Below are 24,148 nucleotides of genomic sequence, written 5' to 3' on the forward strand. Positions count from 1 at the left end.
GTTTGTGCTCAAACCATGCCGACCCCGGGATCGCGTCATCGAAGCGCGCACGAAACGATCCTCCCCCGCGCCCTCGGCCTCGGCGTGGCGGCGCTCGCCCTCGGCCTCGCCACGACCCCCGCCCGCGCAGAGCCCGGGAATGAGCCGCCGGCCGAGACGGCCATGCCCTCGCCGCGCGGGCCCACGATTCCGCCTTATCCCGAGGGCGCCACGGGCGACGCCGATGTCATGCTCGCCATTCTGGTGCGCTCCGACGGCAAGGTCACCGAGGCTCGCGTGATCGAAGGGCCCGAGCCCTTCGCCAGCGCCGCGGCCGCCGCCGCCGCGTCGTGGGAGTTCGAGCCTGCGCGCCGCAATGGAAAACCCGTCAGCGCCCGCATCCGCTTCCTCGTCGCGTTCCGCGCGCCCGCCCCCGAGCCCGCGCCGCCTACAGAAATATCCCCCACGCCCGCGCCTTCGAAAAACCCCGCGCTCCCTGGCGCCGCGCCGACCGTGCGTCCAGCCAAACCACCGGAGCTCGAGGCGATCGAGGTCCGTGTCCAGGGCGAACATCAGGCGCCGACGACGCGCACGATGTCCCGCGTCGAGGTCCGCCAGCTCCCCGGCGCGTTCGGGGATCCATTCCGCGCGATCGAGGCCATGCCTGGCGTCACGCCCATCGCCTCGGGCGTCCCTTATTTCTTCGTGCGCGGCGCGCCGCCCGGCAACGTGGGGTATTTCATCGACGGCATCCGCGTCCCGCTCCTCTTCCACGTGGCCGCGGGGCCGAGCGTCATTCACCCCGGGCTCGTCGATCGCGTGGACCTCTATCCCGGCGGCTTCCCTTCGCGTTATGGCCGGTTCACGGGCGGCATCGTCACCGGCACGATCCGCGAGCCCGAGAACCGCCTGCACGGCGAGGGCAACATCCGCCTCTTCGACGCGGGCGCGATGGTCGAGGCGCCCTTCGCGAATGGCCGCGGCGCCGCGCTCGTCGCCGGCCGGTATGCGTATCCCGAGCTCGTCCTGAAGCTCGCCTCCCCAGGCGTCGAGCTCGGCTACTGGGACTACCAGGCGCGACTCCATTACGACCTCACACCGAACGATCGCATCGGCGTGTTCGCTTTCGGCTCGCACGACTACCTCGCGCAGATCGACGACGACGACGGCGAGAAAGAGACCGTCGTGGCCGGACAGTTCCACCGCGTCGATTTTCGTTACGATCGGAGGCTCGGCGAGCACGGCAAATTGCGCCACGCCATCACGCTCGGCTACGACGAGAGCCAGGCCCGCGGCGGCGAGAATGCCGGTACGACGTGGCTCTTCGGCTCGCGCACCGAGCTCACCTTGCGCCCCTCGGAGATCGTGACCGTGCGCGCCGGCGCCGACGCGTACGTCGAGCGCTTCGATATCGACATCGAGGAAAACGACGACGACGCGCCGAGCCCGAACGACCTCGCGCTCATGCGTCAGCTCACGAGCCGCGACGATTTCACTGCCGCCGTGTGGGCCGACGCCGTGATCCGCCCCCTGCCCGCGCTGGAGCTCGTCCCGGGCGTGCGCTCCGACATCTTCACGTCCGACGGCGTCGCCAAGGCGACGTTCGATCCGCGGCTCGCGAGCCGCCTCGAGATCGGAAAGCGCTTCACGCTCGTCGGCGCGTTTGGCGTGACGCACCAGCCCCCGAGCTTCCTCGGCGCCGCACCGGGCCTCCAGATCGGGGGATTGCAGGGCGGCGTGCAGACGGGGCTCCTGTCGAGCGTCGGTGTCGAGATGGCATTGCCCTTCGACATCACCGCAACCGTGACGGGTTTTCGTGGCGCGTTCTTCAACCTGAGTGATCCGATCGGCAATCGCCCGCCCGCCACCGAGCTCGGCTATGCGCGGCAAGCGGAGCTCCGGGGGATCGGCAGCACGTACGGCATGGAGCTGTATCTCCGCCGCAGCCTGTCGAAGCGCCTCGGGGGGTTCCTCTCGTACACGCTCTCGCGCTCGCTGCGCCACATCGGGACCGAGACGTTCGAATCGGCCTACGATCGGAGGCACGTCATGAACCTCGCGGCCTCGTACGATCTCGGCAGGAACTGGAAGCTCGGCGGCCGCATCGTCTTTTACACAGGCTCGCCCATGATCCTCGATTACCGGGTCCGCCGCCGCGATCTCGGCCTGCCAACCGATCCCGAGGACGGCCCGGATCTCCCGGACACACCCGAGGAGCACGCGCAGCGCGAGCAACTCCAGAAATTGCTCGCCGCCTATGTGCAGAGCCTCGACCTGCCCGAGCGCCTGCCCGCGTTCTTCCGCCTCGACGTGCGCCTGGAAAAGCGATGGACGTTTCCGAACGGCCGCTGGCTCTCGTTCACCGTGGAGGTGCTGAACGCGACCGCCGGCAAGGAGGTGACGCAATACGAATGCACGTTCCAGGACGGATGCGCGCCCGAGGAGATCGGGCCGCTCGTGATCCCGAGCATCGGCGTCGAAGGCGGGTTCTAGCGGATCACGGGCCGAGCACGAGGTATCGGATCCCGACGTCGCTCATGGTCCCGAGCTCGTACAGCGCGACGTGAATCCGGCCGGCCCCGTCGCGGTCGAACGTGGCGCCGAATGCGGCAAAACCTTCCGTCACGACGGCCTGCGTGATCCCGCCGGGATGCGGCGCGGCCACGACGAGCCGCCCCGTGGTCGGCGCGCCGATCTCGAACCGCGAATAAAAGAGCCGCACGGCGCCCGCCGCGTCGGTCACGATTCCCAGCGGATACACCGTGCTCCCCTGCGGCACCTCATCGAGGGGCGTGGCCGTCCACGCATTCTTCCCCTCGCGCGTCATGTACACGAGCTCGAACGTGAAATCCGGGAGCTGACGCAAGGCGAGGACGTGCGGTTTGCCCTGGGGATTCGCCGCGTCCGCCGCGGTCGCCGCGAGCGCGAGGCGATACGCGTCCGCTTGCAGCGTCCCCGAGCCGAGCGGCATGGCGACCTCGTGCGCGAGCGGCGGCGCATGCCAATGAATCTCCCACGCGCCGTTCACCACTTCCCACGCGACGAGGTGCGGCGCGCCCTCGGGCGAGACAGCGACCGGGAACGGAAAGGGAGTCCCGCCCAGCGTTTCGACGGACCAGGACGAACCATATCTCCCGAAAAGGAGCTCATCGGCGGGGCCGCGGAATCCAGCGAAGAGCTCCCCGGTGTTTCCGATCGCGAATCCCCGGACGAGGTTCGTGCCCTCCTTCGGGACGTTTTCGACGAGGTCCCACCCCGCCGCGGAGAACGACCACAACGAAGCACCGAAGGCCCCGTCATTCACGAGCGCGACCGGCAGATCCGGCGCGACCGACACGAGCCCGGCCGCGGCCACGGGGAACGGCGTCGGATTCACCTCCCAGTCACCCACGGCCTTGCGTACCGCGAAAAACCCCTTGTATTCGCCCTCGGCCGACGAAAAGAGGATGCGGGGATTGCAGACCGCGTCGAGCGAGAGCGCCGGGGCGTCATTCCGGTATGCGGGCGGGACGGCGAGCAGCTCCTCTTCGAGGATCTGGCAAGGCGCGTCTCCCGAGCCACAAAGCGGCAGCATGTCGACCGAAGGCTTCGTGAGCGGCTCGCACAACGCGGACGGCCCCGCGTCGAAGCCGCCCACGCCGGACCAGCCGCCGGAGCTTCCGGAGCCACCCGCGCCGGAAGCCCCGGCGCCGCCGCTCCCGGATGCGGACGTTTCGTTCGTCTCCACCACGGGCCCGCAGCCCACGAGCCAGGCCGAGAAGACAAGAAACGAAAGAGGGTACTTCATGGGCTCATGGTACCAGGAGCCCCGCCGATTCGCGAGGCGCGCGGAGTGCCCGTCAAGGGGTCGACAGGATGGCGCCGACGAACCTGGTCGCGTAGTTCGACACCAGGAAATCGAGCAACGTGTCGCCGTTCAGGCGCCCGACGGCGAGTCCGCGCGAAAGACGATTCCACAGGCTCCGCGCTCCGTCACCCTCCTTCTTGCGTCCAGCAAGAATCGTGCGACGCGCTGGAGCGTATCGTTTTCAACGAGGCGGCTCGTTTACGCGGCGCGCCGCTCCAGGATCGCGAGGCGCTCCCACTCGAAAATGCCCTCGTAATCGGTCGACCAGTACCGCGCGGCCCAGGCGTCCGCGCCCTCGTCGCGGAGGACGTCGAGCCCCGCGTCCCGGCCGAGCGCGGCGAGGTCGTCGGGCGCGATGAATCCACGAATGGGCTCGCCGAGCAGACGCGCCACGAGGTGCCCGCCCGCGAGCAAAACCCGCTCGATCCTGGGCTCGCGCGGGGGCACGTACGTGAGCGCGAGCCGGCTGCCCGGCGCGCTCGCTGCGCCGACGGCGTGGAGCGTGCCCGAAATGGCCGCGCGCGTGAGATACACGGTGACGCCCTCCCATATCCAGAACGAGGGCTCGTCCGCGGAAAAACCCTCCCGCGCGAGCGAGGCGCCGAGGTCGTCACGCTCGAAATCGACGGGCACGAGCCGCACCTCGCGCGCCTTGGGCTCGATCCGCGCGGCGCGCAGGCGCGCCCGTTTGTCGCGCTGCGTGCTCGGGTGATCGACTTCGAAAACGGCCGCGTCGGCGAGCTCGTCCATGCGATATGCCCGCCCATCGAGCCCGGCCCCGAGCACGACGACCTGCCGCACGCCCTCGGCGAGGCCCTCGCGAAGCGCGTCGTCGATCGCCTGCGTGCGCAGCGCGACGTGGTACGTCATGCCGAGCGACGCGAGCCCGAGCCCGCGATGTACGAGCCCGGTCGCGCGATCCGAGAACGCCGCGCGCGAGGCGAGGCGCGCCGCGAGCGAAAGCGGCCGCGGGACGAGCGCAGTCGCGATGGGATCCTTCGCGCCGGCGAACGGCGCCGGAAGATCGGTGTAAAGCGCCCGGATCGTGGCCACGGCCATGGATGTCAAGCTGGGGCGACCGTCGTGCACGGACCCTTGATACCACGAACGTGACGCTTGCGCGTGGCCTTCGCCTGGGTGCATGATGAGCCCGATCGAAGGGCGAACGCAGAGGAAGCCGTGATTAACGTCGTCCTGTCGAAATCGAGGCTCCGGCCGCTCCTTTTCGTACCCATGGGCCTCGTGGTCCTCGCGGGCGTGCTCGTGGAGGTGCTGAAGCCCCTCTACAAGCTGCCGAACCGGAGCGGGATCGTGCCTTTCCTGTCGATGAGTTACGAGGGCAACGTGCCGACGCTCTACACGGCGGCGCTCCTCTGGCTCACGTCGCTCCTGCTCGCGCTCGCCGCCGCGGCGACGAGGCGGGCGGGCGAGCGGTTCGTCGCGCACTGGTGGGGGCTCTGCGCGGGCTTCGCGTACATCGCCGTGGACGAGGTCTTCGAGTTCCACGAAATGGCCGGCACGCTCGTGGAGTCCTCGGGGGTCCTGTACTTCAGCTGGGTGATTCCAGCCGCGATCCTGGTGCTCGTCCTCGGCCTCGCGTACGTGCCGTTCCTGCGGCATTTGCCGCGAAAGACGAGGATCCGGTTCCTCGTCGCGGGCGCCATTTACGTGGGCGGCGCCGTCGGGATGGAGCTGCCGCTCGGATACTGGACCGAGCAGAATGGCGCGCACAACCTCGGGTACGGGCTCATCGACGCGGTCGAAGAGTCGCTCGAAATGCTCGGGCTCAACCTGTTCGTGCTCTGGCTCGTCGATCACCTCGCAGAGAAGGGCGTCACGCTGCGCTTCGCGAATCCCGCGCCCGAGGCCGCTGCCGCGCCCGCGCCCGACGCCGAGGCCGCGGACGCGCCATGACCACGCTCGAAGCGACGAGGCCCGCCGAGAGCGTCACGAAGGCCCGATCCGTCTACATCGCGGGCCCCGTCTACGATTGGGTGTTTTTCCTGCTGCCGCCTGTCGCCTCGGTGATCGTCGGCGCGCTCGTCTCGGGTACCTGGCTCGCCACGGACCGATTCTGGCTCGAAGGCAAGCGGGTCAGCTGGAGCACGCTCCTGCTCGGGATCGTGGTGAACGCCCACCTCGTCGCGGTGTTCGTCCGCAGCCACCTCAATCCGGACGTGTTCCCGCGCCACAAGTTCCGGTTCATCGTCGTCCCGATCGCCGCGTTCGCTGCGATGATGACCTCGATGTGGGCCGTGGTGATCGCCACGGTGCTCGTCACGTTCTGGGACGTCTACCATTCGGCGCTCCAGACCTTCGGCCTCGGGCGCATTTACGAGCGGAACCAGGGCAACGATCCCACCACGCTCCGCGGGCTCGATCTCGGCCTGAACCTCTTGCTCTACGCAGGCCCCATCGTCTCGGGCGCCACGATGCTGACGCATTTCCAGAAGTTCGAGCTGTTCGAGGACGTCGACGCCCTCTTCCTGACCGAGATCCCGGCCGCGATGGCGGCGCACCAACGCCCCATCGCCTGGGCCGTGATCCTCGGGGGAGGCCTCTTCCTCGTGCATTACGTGGTCACGTACGTCCGCCTCGCGCGGCGCGGCCATGCCGTGAGCGTCCCGAAGGTGTTTTTGCTCGCCACGACGGGCCTCTGCTCGATCTGGGCCTGGGGCTTCAATCCTTTCGGGCAAGCCTTTCTCATCATGAACCTCTTTCACGCGGTGCAGTACTTCGGCCTCGTCTGGTGGTCGGAGCGGCGCGTGCTGGTCAAAAGGTTGCGCCTCCAACAATTCCGGCTCGGCGCGCCCATCGCCGCCGCCGTGTTCGCCTGCGTGACCCTCGGGTACGGCGCGCTCGCCGAAATCAGCGCCGACGGGAGCCGCGCGCTCTGGAGCCTCGTCCAGACCGTGGCCCTGATGCATTTTTTCTACGACGGCTTCGTCTGGTCCGTCCGCAAACGACAAATATGACGGGCCCGCACACCGAAGGGCACTGCCAATCCCAGTGACCAGGGGGCAATTCCACCCCCCCGCGCGCGATCACGAAGTTTGAACGGCAAGGATTCGTCGTGATCGATATCGCGTGGCAGGCCGATTTTGGGGTAGGCTGTCCGGGATGCGACTCGAAAAGCTCCTGCACTCCACGCTCGTCGCGCTCTCGCTCGCCGCGGTCGCGGCGCTGCCTGCGTGCTCGAAGAAAGACGACAAGGTCGAGGCCGAGGCCGAGGTCACGGCCGAGAACATCGCGGCCGAAGACGCGATCACGGAGCAACACGAAGCTGCGACCGTGACGTGGGCCGTCGCGCCGGAAGGCAAGGTGAAGGCCCGCTTCAAGTCGCCCGACGGGGCGCCGCTCGACGACGGCGTGACCGGCACGGTCATCGTGAAGCCCGCGCGCAAAGGCGCGGAGCCCGTGACCGCAAAGCTCGTCTTCGACGCGAAGGCCGGCGTCCACACGGCCGACATCCCGAAGCTCGAGGACGACCTCACCGAGGTCAGCTACGACGTCCAGGTGAAGGGCAAACCCTTGAAGAGCACGCTGTACGTGCCCAAGGGCGGTACGCACGAGCTCGTCGCGACCGCGAAGGTGAGCGCCGAAGCGAAGATCCCCGAGGGCAAGAAGGGCCCGAACGGCGGCGTGCTCCAGGTCGCGGGTGATGACCTCATCGAGATCGTGGCCGACGTGAAGACGGGCGAGTCACGCGTCTACGTGCTCGACGACGATCTCAAGCCGATGCCCGTCGGCAAGCGGAAGGTGAAGCTCGCGGTCGTGGCGAACGCGCCCGAGTTCGTCGAGCTCGACGCGGAGCCGAAGGGCCTCTACTTCACGGGCAAGTTCGTGGTGAAGACGAACCCCCACAAGCTGACGGTCGTGGTCTACCCGGAGGAAGCGCCGACGCCGGTCGTCGTGCTCTGCGGCTGGCACCCCGGCGCGGTCGTCGTCGTGGGCCCGAGCGCGCCCGTGGTGGGCTTGTTCGTCGTGGCAAACTGGGCCCCCATCGTCGTCGTCCCGGCCCCGCCCATCGTCGTCGTCAAGGGCAAGGGCAAGGGCCACTGGCATTGGAAGGGGAAGGGCAAGGGCCCGAAGGTCCACGTCCACTTCTGAGCGCTCGCCCCGCCGGGCGAGGCAGGACCTCTGCCACGCCCGCGCCTTCGCGCTCGACCGAGCGCACGTCAACGAGCCATCAAGGAAACACGTCGCGGAGGAGCGCGTCCGTCGCGACCGGCTTCACGTAATGCCGGGAAAAACCCGCGTCGAAGGCGCGGCGTTTGTCGTGCTCCTGGCCATACCCGGTCACCGCGACGAGCATGATGCGCTCGCCGTAGGCCGCGCGTAGCTCGAGCGCGAGCTCGTAGCCGTCCATGACCGGCAAGCCGATGTCGAGGATGCCGACCTCGGGCCGGAACGACGCGGCGACGGCGAGCGCCTGCGGGCCGTCGTGCGCGAGCTCGACCTCGTGGCCGTGGCTCGTGAGCACCTCGGCGAGCATCTGCGCCGCGTCGCGGTTGTCGTCGACGACGAGCACGCGTCGCACCTTGCCGAGCCGCGGCGAGACGGGCGCGGGGAGGTCGGGCGAGGACGCGCGCCTGGGCGAGAGCGCAGGCAAGCGCACCTCGAACTCGCTGCCCTTCCCAGGGCCCTCGCTGCGCGCGCTCACCGTGCCGTCGTGCAGCTTGACCAGGCTGCGCACGAGGCCGAGCCCGATCCCGAGGCCGCCACCCGCGCGATCGGCCCCGCGCGCGCCCTGCACGAAGAGGTCGAAGATCACGGGCAGCATCTCGGCCGGGATGCCGCTGCCGTCGTCACGCACGGAGACCACGACCTCGCCGCCCTCGCGCCGCGCGGTGATCGCGATGTGCCCGCCCGCGTCCGTGTACCGCGCCGCGTTCGTGAGCAGGTTGGCGAGGACCTGCGCCATGCGGGCCTCGTCCACGTCGACGACGAGCCCCTCGGCCGGCACGTCCACGCGGAGCTCGTGCTGCTTCTGCTCGAAGAGCGGGCTCGCGATCTCGATGGCCTTCGAGCAGACGCAGGCGATCTCCATGGGCCGCGTGCCGAGCTGGATCTTGCCGCGCATGATGCGCGAGACGTCGAGCAGGTCGTCGACGAGCGAGACGAGGTGCTGGACCTGGCGCTCGATGACGTCACGCTCGCGCTCGAGCCCGACGTCGCGCCCCTTGAGGCGCATCAGGTAGAGCGCCGTGAGGATCGGCGAGAGGGGGTTTCGCAGCTCGTGGCCGAGGAGCGCGAGGAACTCGTCCTTGCGCCGATCGGCGTCGCGGGCGATCTCGTAGGCGCGGCGCAGCTCGGCCTCGGCCTGCTTGCGATCCTGGATGTCCATGCAGATGGACAGGCACTGGACGCTGCCGTCCCCGTGCACGACGGGCGCCGAGTAGAGGGACATGTCGATCGCGTGGCCGAGCTTGTGCCTGCGCTCGACCTCGATGCCCGAGAGCACCTCGCCCTGCGCGACCCGCGCGAGGAACACCTCGGTCTCGCGGCGGTTCGGCGTGATGGGCAAGAAGCTCCCCACGGTCTCGGCCGCGGACCAGCCGAACATGCGCTCGGCCGCGGGGTTCCAGGCGCGCACGGTGCCGTCGGTGTCGAGGATCATGGCCGCCACGGGGCAGGCCGCGATGAACGCGGAGAGCGTGCGGTTCTTGTGCTCGTCGGCGGCGTGGGCCGCGGCGACCGCGGCGGTCGTGTGCTGGTGACCCTCGGGTCGCCGGGCGATGAGCGCGAGCTCGGCGCGCGCCTTGCGCTCGGCGTCTTCGAGGCGCGCCCGATCGAGGGCGAGCGCGCACTGGCGCCCGAGCATGATGGCGAGCGCCCGGTCCTCCTCGGTGAAACGCACGCTCGTCGGGAAGCAGAAGCCGATCGCGCCGAGGACACGATCCCCCAGAAGGAGCGGGAGCGCGATGCGGGGTCCGCGAGGTCCGAGCGGGGCGCGCGCGGCGTCCGGACAGAGGGCCGCCCACTCCGCCTCGGTCTCGATGAACACCGGCGCCCGCTTTCGCGCGGCGATCGCGATCGGGGTCGCGGCGTCGAGCGCGTGCCTTCGCCACCGCGCGAGCGCCTCGTCGTGCATGCCTTTCGCGTCGAGGATCACGAGCGCGTCGCCCTCGACCGTCGCGACGACCGCCGCGCTCGCGCCGAGCGCAGCCGCGCCGAGATCGAGGATCACCCTCGCGACGGCGTCTTCGCTCGTCGCCGTGAGGAGCGCGCTCGTGATCTCTTCGAGGCAAGCGAGACGCCGAAGCGCGCCGCACGCGTGCGTGTCGCCGCGCCGCACGGGCGCTCCGCCCTCCTCGCGCGGAAGCGTGGATCGAGCGTCCGAGGTGAAGAAGAGATCGCTCCCAGAATCCCCCTCCCAATGTCCAGCACGATCCATGATTTGTGGGAATTCTTCCCCGCTCGGGCCGGGCCGCGAAACCCGTGAAGATCCTGATCCTCCATCGGGGAATTCCGGAACGAGATGCGCTCGTTCCTGCGCGAAATCACCGGGGATTTACGCGCTCCGGCGCCCCGAGGGCCGCCGAGAGATCACGCACGCAGCGCGGCAAGGCGGCCGGATCGGGGCTCGACGCGAGCGTCCGCGCGGCCTCCGGCGAGACCCCGACGAGCAGACACTCGGCGCCGACCAGGCGGAGCGCGCGCGAGAGGCGCAAGACCAGCCCGAGAGCTTCGTCGTCGATCCGGCGCGCGCCGGTCACGTCCACGATCACGCGGCGCGCCGACGTTTCCCAGGCCGCGCGCAGCGCGCGCTCCTCGATGTCCGCCGCGCGCTCCCGATCGATGCGACCCACGAGCGGCAGGAGCAAGACGCCCGGGAGCACGGGCGCGAGGGGCGCGCCGAGCTCGCGGATGAGCGCGCGTTGCGCCTCGATCCGCGCGTCTTGCCGCGCGTGCGCCTCTTCGAGCTCCATGTGCTCGACGAGCGCCTCCTCGGCGAACGCGCGGGCCCGGAGGGACTCGTCGAGCGCGCGCTCGAGCTCGCCGAGCTCGTCGTCCTCGAAGGTCGAGACCCCGAGATCGGGCGCGCCCCACGCCATGTCGGCGAGTCTCTCGAGGATGCTCTGGATGCGGTCACGGGCAGGCGCGGAGAGGGTGCACGTCGGCGGCGGCCGGTGCTCGGCGCGATGCGCGCAGAACGGCGCGGCGCGCACGGCTCCGAGCGGATCGTCGAACGAGAAGCCGCGCACGCCGTCGAGGCGCGGGGCGGCGTCCTTCATGCCGAGGCGCGCCGCGATCGCGCGCGCCGGCCCGGCCTCGAAGATCTCGCCCGCGGCGGCGTGGTGCTCGACGTCCCCCGCGAGCTGCCCCCAGCGCTGCATTTGCGCGAGGATCCACACGCCGTATTCGACGAACGGCGTGGGCGCGAAGCCGAGGCGATCGGGGCCGAGGGTGTCGCTCGGGCCCATGGGCTCGCCGGCGAGGGCTTTTTCGAGGGCGGAGCGGGCCTCCACGGGCAGGTATCCCTTGGCGACGACGAGGCCGGCGGCGGCGCGGCGGCCTTCCGGATCCATGCGCTCGAGCTCGGCCTGGGCCTCGACGACGGCTTCGAGCAGCGCGCGTGCGTGCTCGGGCCTCTCGCGCCAGAGCGTCGGACCGAACGAGAGTGTGCAGCAAGGATGGCCCTGCCAAACCTCACGGCTCTGCAGGCAGGCCACGCCGATGCCTCGATCGACGATGAGCTGCGCGAACGGCTCGGGGGCCACCGCACCGTCGATGCGGCCGAGGGCAAGCCAGCGCGGCATGCGCGGGGGCGGGACCTCGCGGATCGTGACGTCCATGAGCGGATTCACGCCTCCGCGCGCGAGCCAGTCGCAGAGCAGGTAATACTGCATCGAGAAGCGGTGCGGCACGCCGATCACCTTGCCGACGAGGTCGTGCGGCGCGGTGATCGGGCCGTGGGCCTTGCCCACGAGGAGCGTGCTGCCGTTCTGGTTCTGGAGGGCGCGCGCGCGAATGGGAGCGGCGCGGCCGTCGATCCCGAGGCCGGTGGCGAGGGCGAGGGGCGCGAGGACGTGCGCCGCGTCGACCTTGTCGTGCGTGAGCAGCCGCCGCACGGCGTCCCAGCTCGGGGCGCGGCGCAGCTCCACCGAGAGCCCCTTCTGCTCGAAGAAGCCCCGCGCCGCCGCATGGAGGAGCGGCATGCTGCAAGCGATCGGCACGTAAACGATGCGCTCGATCATCCGCCCGGCTCAGAACTCGCATTGGTTCGTCGCGGGATTGCAATACGATCCTGCCGCGACGAACGGGCAGACGTCGCCGAAGTACTGCGTGCAGGGGATGCCGCAGGCGTAGGCGGTGTGCGTGTAGCAGATCTGCCCGCCCGAGCAGTCGGCGTCCGAGGCGCAGCGGCAGTTGAAATCGTCCGGGATCTGGTTGCCGTTCTCGTCGAGGCCGTCGCAGCACTCGGTGACGTAATAATCGCTCGCGCTGCAGTCCTCGTCCGCGCAGTCGGCGGCGCCGTCGCAGTCGTCGTCGAGGCCGTTCTTGCAAGCCGCGGTGCCGAGCTCGGGCTTGCCGGGACCGCCGTTCAGGCAGGTCGCGCACGTGCCGAAGCTCGCGCAGTCCGGATCGGCGCAGTCGACGTAGATGTCGCCGTCGTTGTCCTTGCCGTCGTCGCACTTCTCCTTCGGGTTCGGCTCGATCTCGACGTTGAGCACGAACGGCCCCTCGTTCGCGCCTTGCTGCGGATCGACGGTGTACCCGTCGAGGAAGACGTAATACGTGCCCGGATAGAGCAGCGTGAAATCGAGCTTCGCCGACCAGGTGACGCCCGCGCTGTCGTCGTCGCAGCCGATCTCCTTGCCGGAGTTGCATTTGCCGGTGCGCACGTAGAGCGTCGAGTCGAAGCTCGTCCCGATGGAGTCGAGGTGGACGCGCGAGGGCTGGTTCAGCACGAAATAGAAGACCGCCTCGCCGGCGTCGCCGCCGCAGACGCCCTTCGTCTCGCTCACGTTGCCCGTGGTGTCGCCCGTGTACTGGCCCGTGCCGGGGATGAGCTTCGGCGACAGGCAGTTCGCCTGCTGGAGGATGCAGATCGGGTTGTTCGCGCAGTCGGGATCCTGGCAGTCGACGAGCGTGTCGTTGTCGTCGTCGAGCCCGTTGTTGCAGACCTCGGGCTTGGGCGCGCAGCTCGGCGAGAAGAAGCAGGCCGGATCGGCGCAGTCGATCTTGTTGTCGCAGTTGTTGTCCTTGCCGTCGTCGCAGATCTCGGCCGTGCAGTTCTGGCAGGCCGGCGAGACGATGCAGCTCGGATCGGCGCAATCGACGAGCTTGTCGCAATCCTCGTCGACGCCGCCCGTGCAGACCTCGGGCGTGCCCGGCGGCTGGCAGGCGCACGGGAAGATGCCGAAGCAATCGGGATCGGCGCAATCGACCAGCAGATCGCAGTCCTCGTCGGCCCCCGAGCTGCAGAGCTCGGTCTGCGCCTGACACGAGCAAGAGGTGGAGCCGAAGCAGTCGGGATCGTCGCAGTCGATGCTGCCGTCGCAGTCGTCGTCGAACCCGTTGTCGCAATCGAGCGCCTCGCTCGGCTTGCAGCCGCAGGCCGGCGTGCCCACGCAATCGGTGTCGAAGCAGTCGACGATGGTGTCGCAGTCGTCGTCCTCGCCGTTCGCGCACGATTCGCCGCCCGGCTTGGGCACGCAGCCGCAGGTGGGCGCGAGCAGGCAGGCGGGATCGGCGCAGTCGGCCACGCCGTTGCAGTCGTTGTCGGCCGCGTCGGTGCAGATCTCGGGGCTGCCGGGAAACACCTTGGGGTTCAAATCATTGCAGTCCGCGCCGCCGCACGCGAGCGGGGGAAAACCGTCCGCGTCGTCGTCGCGCGGGCCGTTTTGACAGACGCCGTCGACGCAGGCGTCCGTCGTGCAGGGGTCGGCGTCGACGCAATCTTGGCCCACGACGCACGGGAGCGAGCCACCGACGCCGCCTTGACCGCCGCCGCCCGTGCTCGTGGAGGTCGAGGTCGCGCCGCCCACGCCGCCTTGACCGCCTGCGCCGCCTGCGCCGCCCGGCCCCGTGATGGACTCCTCCGGGGGCGCGCCGATGCCGGTGCGGCTGCACGCCGCGAAGGAGAGGCCCGCGAACGCGAGCGCCGAGAGGAGCGACAGGGCTCGCGCGTGGCCACGAAACCGAGACGAGCGGGCAGCGGTGGGGAAGGTCGACATCGGGGTGCTCGCGTGAAGGCTCGCCGCGTCCCCGCGGCGGCCGCGCCGATGCTATCAAGCCGGGACGCCCCCGGGTGAAGTTCATGGCCGAGCTCGCCCGCAAATGTCCTCCACGCACGTGTCCGAGCAGGCCCCGATCTCTCCACGAACCTCCCTCGCCCCCGCGCGCGCGCTGCTGCGCGGGGCCGGGCCGAGCCTCGTCGTCGTCGCGGCCTCCGCGTGCGCGCAACGCGTGGCCCTGCCGCTCGCGGCCCTCTGGCTCGGCGATCGCGGGCCCCGCGACGCGCTCGTCCTGCTCGCCGCCGCGTCCGCCCTGAGCTTCGTCCGCGCGCGGGCCGCCGACGCCCTCGCGCGCGAGGTGCGCCTGCGCCTCGTGGACCTCTTCATCGCGCCCCTCGAGCGCGGCGCGGTCGTGGCGATGCCGCCGCCGGAGGTGACGTCCGCGCGGCTCTCCACGGCGCTGCCCGTGCTCGTGAGCTGGGCCGTGGAGGGCGTCGCGATCCTGCTCGCGGGCGCGATCGCCGTGCCCGTCGTGACCGCGCTGCTCGTCTCGGCGCTCGGCGCCTCCGCGCTCGCGCCGCTCGTCGCCGCGGGCCTCGCGGGCGGGCTCGTCACGATGCTCGGCGCCTCGCGCGTGGAGGCCGCGTGGGACGTGGTGTTCGAGCGGTCGCGCGTGCTTCTCGCGCGGGCGTCCGCGGGGTTCGCCGGCGCCGCCGAGCTCGTCGCGCATGGGCGCGCGCGGGCCTTCGCCGCGGAGGTCCGGGCCGAGGTGTCGGCGTGGTCCTCGGCGGAGCTTCGTGCCCGCGCCACGAGCGCGATCGCGGGCTGGGGCGCGCTGCTCGCGACGATCGCGGCGGCGCTCGGCGCGGCGGAGCTCTTCGGCGTGAAGGCGTTCGAGGCCGGCGAAGGGCGTGACGTGCACCGGTCGCTCCTCCTCGTGCTCGCCGCGATCCCGACGCTGCAGATGACGATCGCGGGGCTCGGCAATTTCGTTCATGCGCGGGGCGAGCTCGCGTCGCTCGGGGACATGCTCGCGAAGGGCGAGGCGGAGGATCTGCTCGCGCCGATGGACGCGCCCGCTCGTGGGGTCGATCCTCGCGCCGAGATCAGGCTCGACGGCGTGGGATATGCGTACCCGCCGCGGGAAGGTGCTTCCGGGGCGTCGAAGACGCTCGCGCTCCGGGACGTCTCGCTCGTGCTGCCGGCCGGCGAGAGCCTCGCCGTGCTCGGCCCGAACGGAGCGGGAAAAACTACGCTGCTCTACCTCCTGCTCGGGTTGGTTCGTCCGGACAAAGGGCGTGTCCTCGTCGACGGTGAGGAGCCTCCGACGCCGGGGAACGCGCGGTTCGGCGCTCGGATCGCGTTCGTCTCGCAAGAGCCGTTCGCGCCGCCCGACGCGACGATCGCCGCGTCCCTGCGTGCCTTCGACGCGGACGCGCCCGACGCGCGCCTCGCCTCTGCGCTCGACGAGGTGGGGCTCTGGGACTCGCTCCGGGCCCGCGCCGGCTCCGATGCGGCGGCGCTCGCGGTGCGCCTCGGCTCGCTCTCGCGCGGGCAGGCGCGGCGCGTGATGCTCGCGCGGGCGCTCGTGCGCGAGGCCGATCTCGTGGTGCTCGATGAACCCGAGGCCCACCTCGACGCCGCGAGCGTCGCCGAGCTCGCCAGCCTGCTTTGCCGCCTCGCCGAGCGCCGGCGTGTCATTGCCGCCGTCCACGATCCTGCCGTGCTCGGCTTCGCCAAGCACGTCGTTCGGCTCTCCGCATGACGCCGCCCCCGATGCCGCTCCTCGATCTGCTGCGTGATCCGCGCGCCGTGATGCCCGCGAAGGCGCCCGAGGCGCACGCCGAGGCCATGCTACGGGCGCACGTGCTCGGGCAGATCTCGCGCGCGCTCGTGGCGCGAGGGGAGCGCGCGATGCTCGTGAAAGGCGCGGCGCTCGCGCTCACGGTGTACCCCTCGGCTGCGGCGCGGCCGATGTCCGATGTGGATCTGCTCGTGCCGCCGCGCCGAGAGCGCGCGGTGATCGAGGCGCTCGCGGCGGCGGGGCTCACGGTGCACGAGAATCGCTTTCGCCCGAAGAGTCGTGGAATGCTCGGCGAGACGCAGCTCGTCGCGCGCGCCGGGGAGATGCGCCTGCTCGTGGAGGTGCACGGGACGCTCGACAAGATCGTGCCGCGGCCGATCGACGTGGAGGCGGTGGAAGAACGCGCGAAGCCCGCGCCGGGGCTTGCGGCGTTGCTCGTGCCATCGGCGGAGGATCATGCGCTGCTCGTGGCGCTGCATGCCGCGGGGCACGAGTTCCGGCACGAGCTTGCGTGGATCGATCTGGAGCTCTTGCTGCGAGGAGGGCTCGACAGGGAGATCCTCGTCGAGAGGGCGCGGGAATTCCGGCTCGGGACGGTGATGTTCGTGGTCCTCTCGACCTTACGAACGCTCGGCGCCGCGAGCGTCGATCCCGCGCTCGTCCGAGCCTTTGATCCGGGGCCTCTCCGGCGCGCGGCGCTCGCGCCGTTTTACGACGTCGGCGGGTTTCCGGTGCCACGCACGGAGGCTGCGCTCGGCGTGCGGTGGGTGCTCGGACAAACCCCGCTGCGCGAGGATCTCGGCGCGTGGGCGCGAGGGCTCGCGCGGTATGCGGCGCTGCGGGTGGCGGATCGGCTCCCGATGCGGTGACGGCAGCGGCAAGCGGATCGTGTCCTCGGCGGGGCACGCGATCCGGAAGCTGCCCTATCTTCGATGGCGGGCGGCCTGCATTGCGACGGCGATGCCGTCCTGGAGCGTCGCCTTCGTGACGATACCTTGCAGGGATGCGTCGATGTGGACGAGCGTCCGGGCCACCTCCGAACGGATCCCGGTGATCACCGTGCGCGTCCCCAGGAGCCGCAGGCCGTTCGCCGCGGCGACGAGCATGCCGGCGACGTCCGCGTCCACGTGTTTGAGGCCCGTGATGTCGAGAATGACGAACTCGGCGGATCGGCAGCTGGCCCCCTGGAGCATGGCCTCGATGGCTTGCTGGGCCCGGTCGGCGTCCATCGTACCGATGAGCGGCATGACCAGGATGCGATCCGTGATCGGAATGAGCGGCGTGGAGAGCTCGAGGAGCCGGCTGTGCTGCGCGGCGATGATCTGCTCGTGGAGCGCGGTCTTCTCCGCATTCGCGCGGTTTTTCTCGACGAGCTCGCGCTCGAGCCGCTCCTTGGCGTCGCGCAGCTCGTCGGAGCGGGTCATGAGCTCGCCGAGGAGCGCCTCGCGCGCGGCCTCGACGGCGGCGCGCTTGCGGATTTCCTCCTCCAGGATCGTGTTTCTTTCCTGCAGCGCCCGGGTCATGCGCCGGACGGCGATGTGCGGGCGTATGCGCGCCAGGAGCTCCTCGGAATCGAAGGGCTTGCTGATGTAATCCACGGCGCCCGCGTGCAGCCCCTGCAGCCTGTGCTCTCGATGGCTCAAGGAGGTCATGAAGACGACCTGGGTGTCGGCGGTTTGTGGATTGGCCTTCAGCCGCCTGCACACCTCGAAGCCGTCGATGTCCGGCAACATGACGTCGAGGAGAACGAGATCCGGCTGCTCGCGCTCGATCAGGCCCATCGCCATGGTGCCATCCGTGGCGACGGCGAGGTCCAGACGCTCGCCCGACAATGCCTCGAGAAGCGTATCGAGGTTGACGGGATTGTCGTCGACCGCGACCACGAGTCCATTGTATTGCGTCAGCGCGTTCATCGGCTCCCAAATAGAGAGCGAGAACCCTATCAAGAAGCGCCACGACAGTAAAGCGCCAATCCATTGACGTCACTTCAGGAAACACTGGAAATGCAGGCTCGGCGATGCATGCAAAAATGCAAACCCGCGGCGTGGGCGTGACTCTATCCACACACGCTTGACGGGCGTGTGCCTCGATGGTGTGCACACACGGTCTCGCGCAACACTAGCCATGATCTGCGACGAGGCACGCGGTTGGCCATTGCACGAACGATGTACGCGACGTTGCAAGGCTGCGAGGCATCGTTCAAAATTGCATTGACCTGCATCACCTCGCCGAGGTTAACCTGTTGCAAGCTCGGACATCGTGCACCTGGACGGGACGCACGGGAGGGGTTCGCGGATGGATCTGTCGGCGTACGGATTGGGGGACCTCGCTTACGAAGGGAGCGAGACACGCGTTCATCGTGCGGTGCATCTCGCCTCGGGCGCGAGGGTGGCGATCAAGATCCCGCTCGCCGAGGTGCCGACCCCGCGCGTCATGGGACGATTGGTCCACGAGCATCAAGTGCTCCGGCAGCTCGCCGCCGTGCCCGGCGTGGCGCGCGTGCATGCGTTCGAGCAGCGGGACGGCACGGTGGCGCTGGTGCTCGAAGACCCTGGATTCCAATCGGTCGATCAGGTGCTCGCCAAGAAGGGTCGTTTGCCGCTTTCGGCCGGGCTGCGGTTCGGGCGATGCCTCGCTCGGGTGCTCGAAGGCGTGCATGCCGCCGGCGTGATGCACAAGGACGTCAAGCCGCAAAACGTGCTCGTGGACGACACGTGCGAGCAGATCACCCTGCTCGATTTCGGCATCGCGTCGCTCTTGTCCCAGGAGGCGACCGAGGCGAGCATTCCCGAAGCGCTGGACGGGACACTTGCTTATATCTCGCCGGAGCAAACGGGGCGCACGGCGCGCGCGCTCGATACGCGCACGGATCTTTATTCGCTGGGCGTGACGCTCTTCGAGGTGCTGTCGGGGCGGCGGCCCTTCACGGACCGCGATCCGCTCTCGCTGGTGCACGCGCACCTCGCCAAGACCCCGCCTCCGCTCGATGAGGTCGCGCCGGAGGTGCCGAGCGCCGTGGCGGCGATCGTATCGAAGCTCCTGGCGAAGGATCCCGACCGGCGATACCAGACCGCCAAAGGCGTGGCCGAGGATCTGGAGGAGGCGCTCCGCGCGCTCCAGGAGCGCGGCACGGTGGAGCCCTTTGCGCTCGGGAAAAAGGATTTTTCCCGGAAGCTGCGGTTGCCGCAGGTGCTCGTGGGGCGAGAGCAGGACGTCGAGCGGGTCGGCGAATCGTTTGCCCGCGCGGCGCGGGGCGCGGCGGAGCTCTTGCTCGTCGGCGGGCCCTCGGGCATTGGCAAGACGGCGCTGGTGCGCACGGTCTACCACGACATCGCGAAGGCCGGGCGCGGCCTCTTGATCGCTGGCAAACACGACCAGCTCGCGCGGTCGACGCCGTACGCAGCGATCGCCCAGGCCTTCGGGGGGCTGATGCGGCAATGGCTGTCGAGCCCGAAGTCGGTCCTCGAGACCTGGCGCGCTCGGATCCGAGACGAGGTCGGGGACAACGCGCGGCTGATCGCGGACGTCGTGCCCGAGCTCGACCTCGTCATGGGCAAGCTGCCGCCGGTGCCGCCCGTGGAGGGCGATCAGGTGCTCAATCGACAAAAGCTGACGTGGCTGAACTTCGTTCGAGCCGTCACGACGCCAAACCCACCGCTCGTCATGTTCCTGGACGACATGCAATGGGCCGACGGCGCCACGCTGATCATTTTGCAGACGCTGCTGACGGACGTGGAGCGAAACTCGCTGCTGGTCATCGGGGCCTACCGTGACAACGAGACACCACCCGAGCATCCCTTGTGGAAACTCGTGGAGGCCACCGAGGCGAGCGAAGCCAAGGTGTCGAGGCTGACGGTGGGACCGCTGTCGGAAGAGCAGGTGCAAAAGTGGCTTTCACGCACGCTCGAGAGCGAGCCGCGTCGCGTGGAGCCGCTGGCGCGCGTGCAATGGCAAAAGACGCGCGGAAACCCATTCTTCTTGGAGCAATTGCTGCTCACCCTGCACCGGCAGAAGCAGGTGGTGAGGGACCCGGAGAGCGGGGAATGGCGCTGGAACCAAGCGGACCTGGAGCGCGCGCAGGTCACCGACAACGTGGTGTCGCTCCTGACGGACAAGGTGCGCGAAATGCCGGAGGCGACGCAGCAGCTCCTCGGGCTCGCGGCGTGCGCAGGGCATACGTTCCATCTCCAGGATCTGGAGCGATTGAGCGGATGGGAGCGCGCCCAGGTGACGGGGGCGTTGTGGCCGGCGCTGCAGGAGGAGCTCGTCGTGCCGGTCGATGGGGCGTATCGCCCCGCGCAGGCGCTCGGGGCGGTCGGCGACGGAGCGCTGGACGCTTCGTACCGGTTCTTGCACGACCGCGTGCAGCAGGCGAGCTACGAGCGGATCTCGCCGGAGCAGCGCGTCCTCGCGCACCTCGAAATCGGCCGGCGGCTCTGGGCGCGGTATCGAGCCGAAGGGGGCACGCCACAGCAACTCCTGGAGCTCGTGCGGCACATGAACCAGGGCGCGGCGCGAATCACGTCCGTGGAGGAGCGCAATGACGTCGCGCGGGTGAACCTGGAGGCCGCGCGCGTCGCCAAGGCCGCGAGCTCCTACCGATTGATGGCCAGCCTCCTGGAGAGCGCGCAGGCGCTCCTCGGCGACCGCGCCACCCAGGACGAGCAAACGCTGTCCGTGGAGATTGCGCTGGAGCGCCTGGAGGCGGCGTATCTGCTGCGCGATTTCGGCGACGTCGAAGCACGTGCGCTCGATTTGCTCGCGAGGCCTCTTCCGGTGGTGCCTTGGCTGTCGGCGCAGGAGATCCGCGTCCGCTGCTGCCTTGCGACGGGCCAGTATGCGCGGGGAATCGAGCTCGGCCTCGCGGCGCTCGCGGAGCGGGGTTTCACCTTCCCCGACACGGACGCGGCTTGTCAGCCGGCGCTCGTCGAAGAGTCTGCCGCGCTGGATCGATGGCTCGAGCAGGATCTCGGTGCCTTCGATCGAATGCCGCCCGAGCGGTCCTTGGAGCACCGGCTCATCGACGCCCTGATGACGCAGGCGCAGCTCTGCTCGATCTACGGCGGCCGGCCGATGCTTTATACGCTCATCATCGTTCGCCTGGTCTCCGAGGCGGTGCGACGGGGCTCGCTCACGCCGGCCGCGACCCTCATGGTCTGCAGCTTCGCCAATGTGTGGTCGGTGGCCACGGGCATGTATCGCCGCGTCTTGCGCTGGGTCGAGCCCGGGGTGCGCGCCGCAACGCGCGTGAACTCCGCGATGCTCCCCGAATGCCTGGTGCTGCATGGCATCTACATGGTCTATTCGAGGCCCGTCGACGAGACGGCTCCCCTCTACGAGCAGGCCATCACGACCGGCTTGAAGATCGGCTCGTTCACGGGCACGAGCTGGGGCCTCTTGGCCGAGATCTTCTATCACCGCGTCTGGCGTGGACAGCCGCTCGGCGAGATCCAGGCGCAGGTCAAGGCCCGCTGGGATCTCGTGCAGCGCTCGGGGGACGCCGTGGGGAGGCACCATTACGAGACGGTCGCCTCTTATTGCGAGGTGCTGATGGCGCCTGAATGCGCCTCGAAGCTCCTGCATGACGAGCCCTTGTCGCGAGGTTCGCGCTCCCTCCTGACCGACGGCGACGGGTTCACGGGAGGGCTCGCTCGTACCCTGGAAGCCTATCTGTTCTGCGCCACCGGCAGGTGGGAGCAAGCGCTGTCGCGGGCGCGGGAGGCAGACCAGTCTCGCGCCGACATTCTCGGCATGCCGCCGGTGACGGACATCCCGCTCTTCCTCGTGCTCGCGGGGGCGAAATGCTGGCGCGACGACGCCGGCCCCGAGGAGCAGGCGCAGATGCGAGAGCAGATCGAGCAAGGACTCGAGCGGCTGCGCTATCTCGCGGAAGGCTGCGAGACGAACTTCCTTCACAAGCTGCGCCTCGCCGAGGCCGAATACGCCCGCGTCCTCGGCAAGACCGAGGAGGCGATGGTCAAATACGACGAGGCCATCGAGCTCGCGCGCGAGCACCGCTTCCTGCACATCGAGGCGCTCTCGACCCTGCTCGCCGCCGAGTTCCGGCTGCAAATGGGCAAGAGCCACATCGGTGCCCTGTACATGCGCGAGGCTCGCGACGCTTATGCGCGCTGGGGCGCGGTGAACGTCGTCGCCCATCTCGGCGCGAAATACCCCGCCTTGCTCAAGGCGTCCGCGCAGGGGTCCGCTGTCGAGCGCGCGAGCATGACGGCGGCGACGACGACCACGGCCTCCGGGGGCGCGATGTTCGACGTGAACACCGCGGTCCGCGCCGCGCAAGCGCTGTCGAGCGAGCTCGACCCGGAGCGCGTGGTGGGCCGGCTGATGGGGCTCCTCCTGGAGAATGCGGGGGCGCAGCGCGGCGCCCTCGTGCTGAGCCAAGGGGAAGCGCTCTCCGTCGTGGCGCGGCTGTCGGTGGAGGGCGCTCGTATCGAGACGGGGTTGTCCGAGCCGCTCGGGCAAAACCACGACATCCCCGTGGCCGTGGTGCAATATGCGGCCCGCACGGGCGAGCCCGTGGTGGCGGGTGATGCCAGGAACGAGGCGCGCTTCGCCAGCGACCCTTATCTCGCGTCGCGCGCGGTGCTCGCGCTTTTGGCATTGCCTTTGACGCACAGAGGCCATCTCGTCGGCGTGCTGTACCTCGAGCACCGCGACGTGCCGTCGGCATTCCCTCCCGCGCGCGTGGAGTTCTTGTCGGTGCTGGCCTCGCAGGCGGCCATCGCCGTCGAGAATGCCATGCTGTACCGGGACCTCGAGGCCAAGATCAAGGAGCGCACGGCCGAGCTTCGAATCGCCAAGGAGGCGGCCGATCGGGCGAACCGCGCGAAGAGCGATTTCCTCTCGAGCATGAGCCACGAGTTGCGCACGCCGCTCAACGGCATCCTCGGGTATGCCCAGGTCCTCACGCGCGCGACCGAGCTCTCCCCGAAGAGCCGTGAGGGGGTGCAAACGATCCAGAAATCGGGCGAGCACCTGCTTTCCTTGCTGGAGGACGTGCTCGACCTCGCAAAGATCGAGGCCGGCAAGATGGAGCTCGTCCCGAAGAGGTTCGACCTCGGCGCCTCGGTGCGCACGGTGGTGGATCTCTGTCGCGTGCGCGCGGACCAGAAAGGAATCGCCTTCACCCAGTCGATTCGCGCGGGCACGACGTCCGCGGTCCACGGCGACGAGAAACGCCTGACGCAGGTGCTCCTGAACCTCGTGAGCAACGCCATCAAATTCACCGAGCGAGGAAGCGTGAACCTCGTCATCGACGAGCTCGCGCGCGGCCCCGCGGAGGGGATCTCGTTGCGGTTCCGGGTGGAGGATACGGGCCCCGGGATTGCCTCGGAGCACCTCTCGCGTATCTTCGATCCCTTCGAGCAGGTCGGCGATCACAAGGCGAAGGGCGCCGGCACGGGGCTCGGCCTCGCCATCACGAAGAAGATCGTCGACCAGATGGGCGGCACGATCGAGGTCGAGAGTGAGCTCGGCCGAGGCAGCGCATTCACGGTGACGCTCACGCTCGCGGAGGCGTCCACGTCCGCGGCCGCCGACATGGCGATCGCGTGGGATACCATCACCGGATATCGAGGCGAGCGCCGCACGATCCTCGTCGTGGACGACAATCGGCAGAACCGCGCCCTGGTGAGCGATCTGCTGATCCCAATCGGCTTCGACGTCGTCGAAGCCGAGGACGGCGAGACGTCGCTCCGTCTGGCCGTGGAGCGGAGGCCGCAGCTCATCTTGATGGACCTGGCCATGCCGGGCATGGACGGCCATGAAGCCACGCGCCGCCTGCGGCAGATGCCCGAGATCGGCGACGTCGTGATCCTGGCCTCGTCGGCGAATGTCTCCGGCGTCGAACGGCACGAGAGCAGCCGCACCCTCTGGAACGATTCCTTGCACAAGCCCGTGCAGGCGAGCGCGCTCTTCGAAAAGCTCCAGCGCTACCTCGGCGTGGAATGGATTCACGCCGAGAAAAAGGCTCCGGCGGCGCGGGCGAGTGGTCCGGTGGTGCCGCCTTCCGCCGAGGAGCTTGCCCTCCTCTCACGGCTGGTGACGTCGGGGCGAGTCCGGAACGTCATCGCAGAAGCGACGCGAATGGAGCAAAACGACGCGCGCCTCGGCCCGTGGCTCGACCAGCTCCGGGGGCTCGTGCGGACGTACCAGATGCGAAAGCTGCAAGAGTTCGTCGACGGGTCCGCCGCAAGCACGGCCGTGGCCGACGCGAGCGCCTAGCCATGGGAAGCGTTTCGCTGGGGCGTTGCCCCAGGCCCCACCAGGGGCTGTCCGCCCCTGGACCCGGACCAGCGCCCGCGCTGGACTGAA

At 69.5% G+C, this 24,148-nt stretch carries 13 protein-coding genes; 7 read left to right on the forward strand and 6 right to left on the reverse strand.

The window, feature by feature from the left end:
- Positions 1-15 precede the first annotated feature (15 nt).
- Positions 16-2,472: a TonB-dependent receptor gene (locus tag QHF85_RS24565; RefSeq protein ID WP_281329728.1), complete on the forward strand. Its 2,457-nt coding sequence runs from the start codon at positions 16-18 to the stop codon at positions 2,470-2,472.
- Between the two features lie 4 nt (positions 2,473-2,476).
- Here the strand turns inward: QHF85_RS24565 and QHF85_RS24570 are convergent, their stop codons facing one another.
- Together QHF85_RS24570 and QHF85_RS24575 are read right to left on the reverse strand one after the other, a co-directional pair.
- On the reverse strand, positions 2,477-3,766 hold the full coding sequence (locus QHF85_RS24570) for a hypothetical protein (RefSeq protein ID WP_281329729.1): 1,290 nt from the start codon (positions 3,764-3,766) through the stop codon (positions 2,477-2,479).
- 258 nt (positions 3,767-4,024) lie between these two features.
- Positions 4,025-4,915 carry an SAM-dependent methyltransferase gene (locus QHF85_RS24575; RefSeq protein WP_281329730.1) on the reverse strand — a complete coding sequence of 297 codons (891 nt, stop codon included), beginning with the start codon at positions 4,913-4,915 and terminating at the stop codon, positions 4,025-4,027.
- Between the two features lie 90 nt (positions 4,916-5,005).
- Between QHF85_RS24575 and QHF85_RS24580 the strand changes: the two genes are divergently transcribed.
- The 3 genes from QHF85_RS24580 (at position 5,006) to QHF85_RS24590 (ending at position 7,936) form a co-directional block, all read left to right on the forward strand.
- Positions 5,006-5,740 carry a hypothetical protein gene (locus QHF85_RS24580; RefSeq protein WP_281329731.1) on the forward strand — a complete coding sequence of 245 codons (735 nt, stop codon included), beginning with the start codon at positions 5,006-5,008 and terminating at the stop codon, positions 5,738-5,740.
- Positions 5,737-6,801, forward strand: coding sequence for a hypothetical protein (locus QHF85_RS24585; protein ID WP_281329732.1), 1,065 nt, complete (start codon positions 5,737-5,739; stop codon positions 6,799-6,801). Before QHF85_RS24580 ends, QHF85_RS24585 begins: the two co-directional genes overlap by 4 nt.
- 145 nt (positions 6,802-6,946) lie before the next feature.
- Positions 6,947-7,936 carry a hypothetical protein gene (locus tag QHF85_RS24590; protein WP_281329733.1) on the forward strand — a complete coding sequence of 330 codons (990 nt, stop codon included), beginning with the start codon at positions 6,947-6,949 and terminating at the stop codon, positions 7,934-7,936.
- Positions 7,937-8,015: 79 nt separating this feature from the next.
- On the opposite strand, the gene QHF85_RS24595 is transcribed toward QHF85_RS24590, so the two are convergent.
- The 3 genes from QHF85_RS24595 to QHF85_RS24605 form a co-directional block, all read right to left on the reverse strand.
- Entirely contained in the window at positions 8,016-10,223 is a 2,208-nt protein-coding gene (locus tag QHF85_RS24595) for an ATP-binding protein (protein WP_281329734.1), read from the reverse strand.
- A 106-nt stretch (positions 10,224-10,329) separates the two neighbouring features.
- Positions 10,330-12,027 carry an ABC transporter substrate-binding protein gene (locus QHF85_RS24600; RefSeq protein WP_281329735.1) on the reverse strand — a complete coding sequence of 566 codons (1,698 nt, stop codon included), beginning with the start codon at positions 12,025-12,027 and terminating at the stop codon, positions 10,330-10,332.
- A gap of 9 nt (positions 12,028-12,036) precedes the next feature.
- The gene (locus QHF85_RS24605) at positions 12,037-14,010 is read right to left on the reverse strand and encodes a MopE-related protein (protein WP_281329736.1); all 1,974 of its coding nucleotides are present in this window, start codon (positions 14,008-14,010) and stop codon (positions 12,037-12,039) included.
- Positions 14,011-14,113: 103 nt separating this feature from the next.
- On the opposite strand from QHF85_RS24605, the gene QHF85_RS24610 reads away from it, so the two are divergent.
- Together QHF85_RS24610 and QHF85_RS24615 are read left to right on the forward strand one after the other, a co-directional pair.
- A complete protein-coding gene (locus tag QHF85_RS24610) occupies positions 14,114-15,775 on the forward strand; it encodes an ABC transporter ATP-binding protein (RefSeq protein ID WP_281329737.1) in 1,662 nt (553 codons plus the stop codon).
- On the forward strand, positions 15,772-16,683 hold the full coding sequence (locus tag QHF85_RS24615) for a nucleotidyltransferase family protein (protein WP_281329738.1): 912 nt from the start codon (positions 15,772-15,774) through the stop codon (positions 16,681-16,683). The genes QHF85_RS24610 and QHF85_RS24615 overlap by 4 nt, the downstream gene beginning before the upstream one ends.
- A gap of 54 nt (positions 16,684-16,737) precedes the next feature.
- Here QHF85_RS24615 and QHF85_RS24620 read toward each other — a convergent pair whose 3' ends face one another.
- On the reverse strand, positions 16,738-17,727 hold the full coding sequence (locus tag QHF85_RS24620; protein ID WP_281329739.1) for a response regulator: 990 nt from the start codon (positions 17,725-17,727) through the stop codon (positions 16,738-16,740).
- 382 nt (positions 17,728-18,109) lie between these two features.
- On the opposite strand from QHF85_RS24620, the gene QHF85_RS24625 reads away from it, so the two are divergent.
- Positions 18,110-24,058: an AAA family ATPase gene (locus tag QHF85_RS24625; RefSeq protein WP_281329740.1), complete on the forward strand. Its 5,949-nt coding sequence runs from the start codon at positions 18,110-18,112 to the stop codon at positions 24,056-24,058.
- Positions 24,059-24,148 lie beyond the last annotated feature (90 nt).

It is taken from the genome of Polyangium sp. 6x1 (assembly GCF_029946515.1).
Classification (GTDB): Bacteria; Myxococcota_A; Polyangia; order Polyangiales; family Polyangiaceae; genus Polyangium.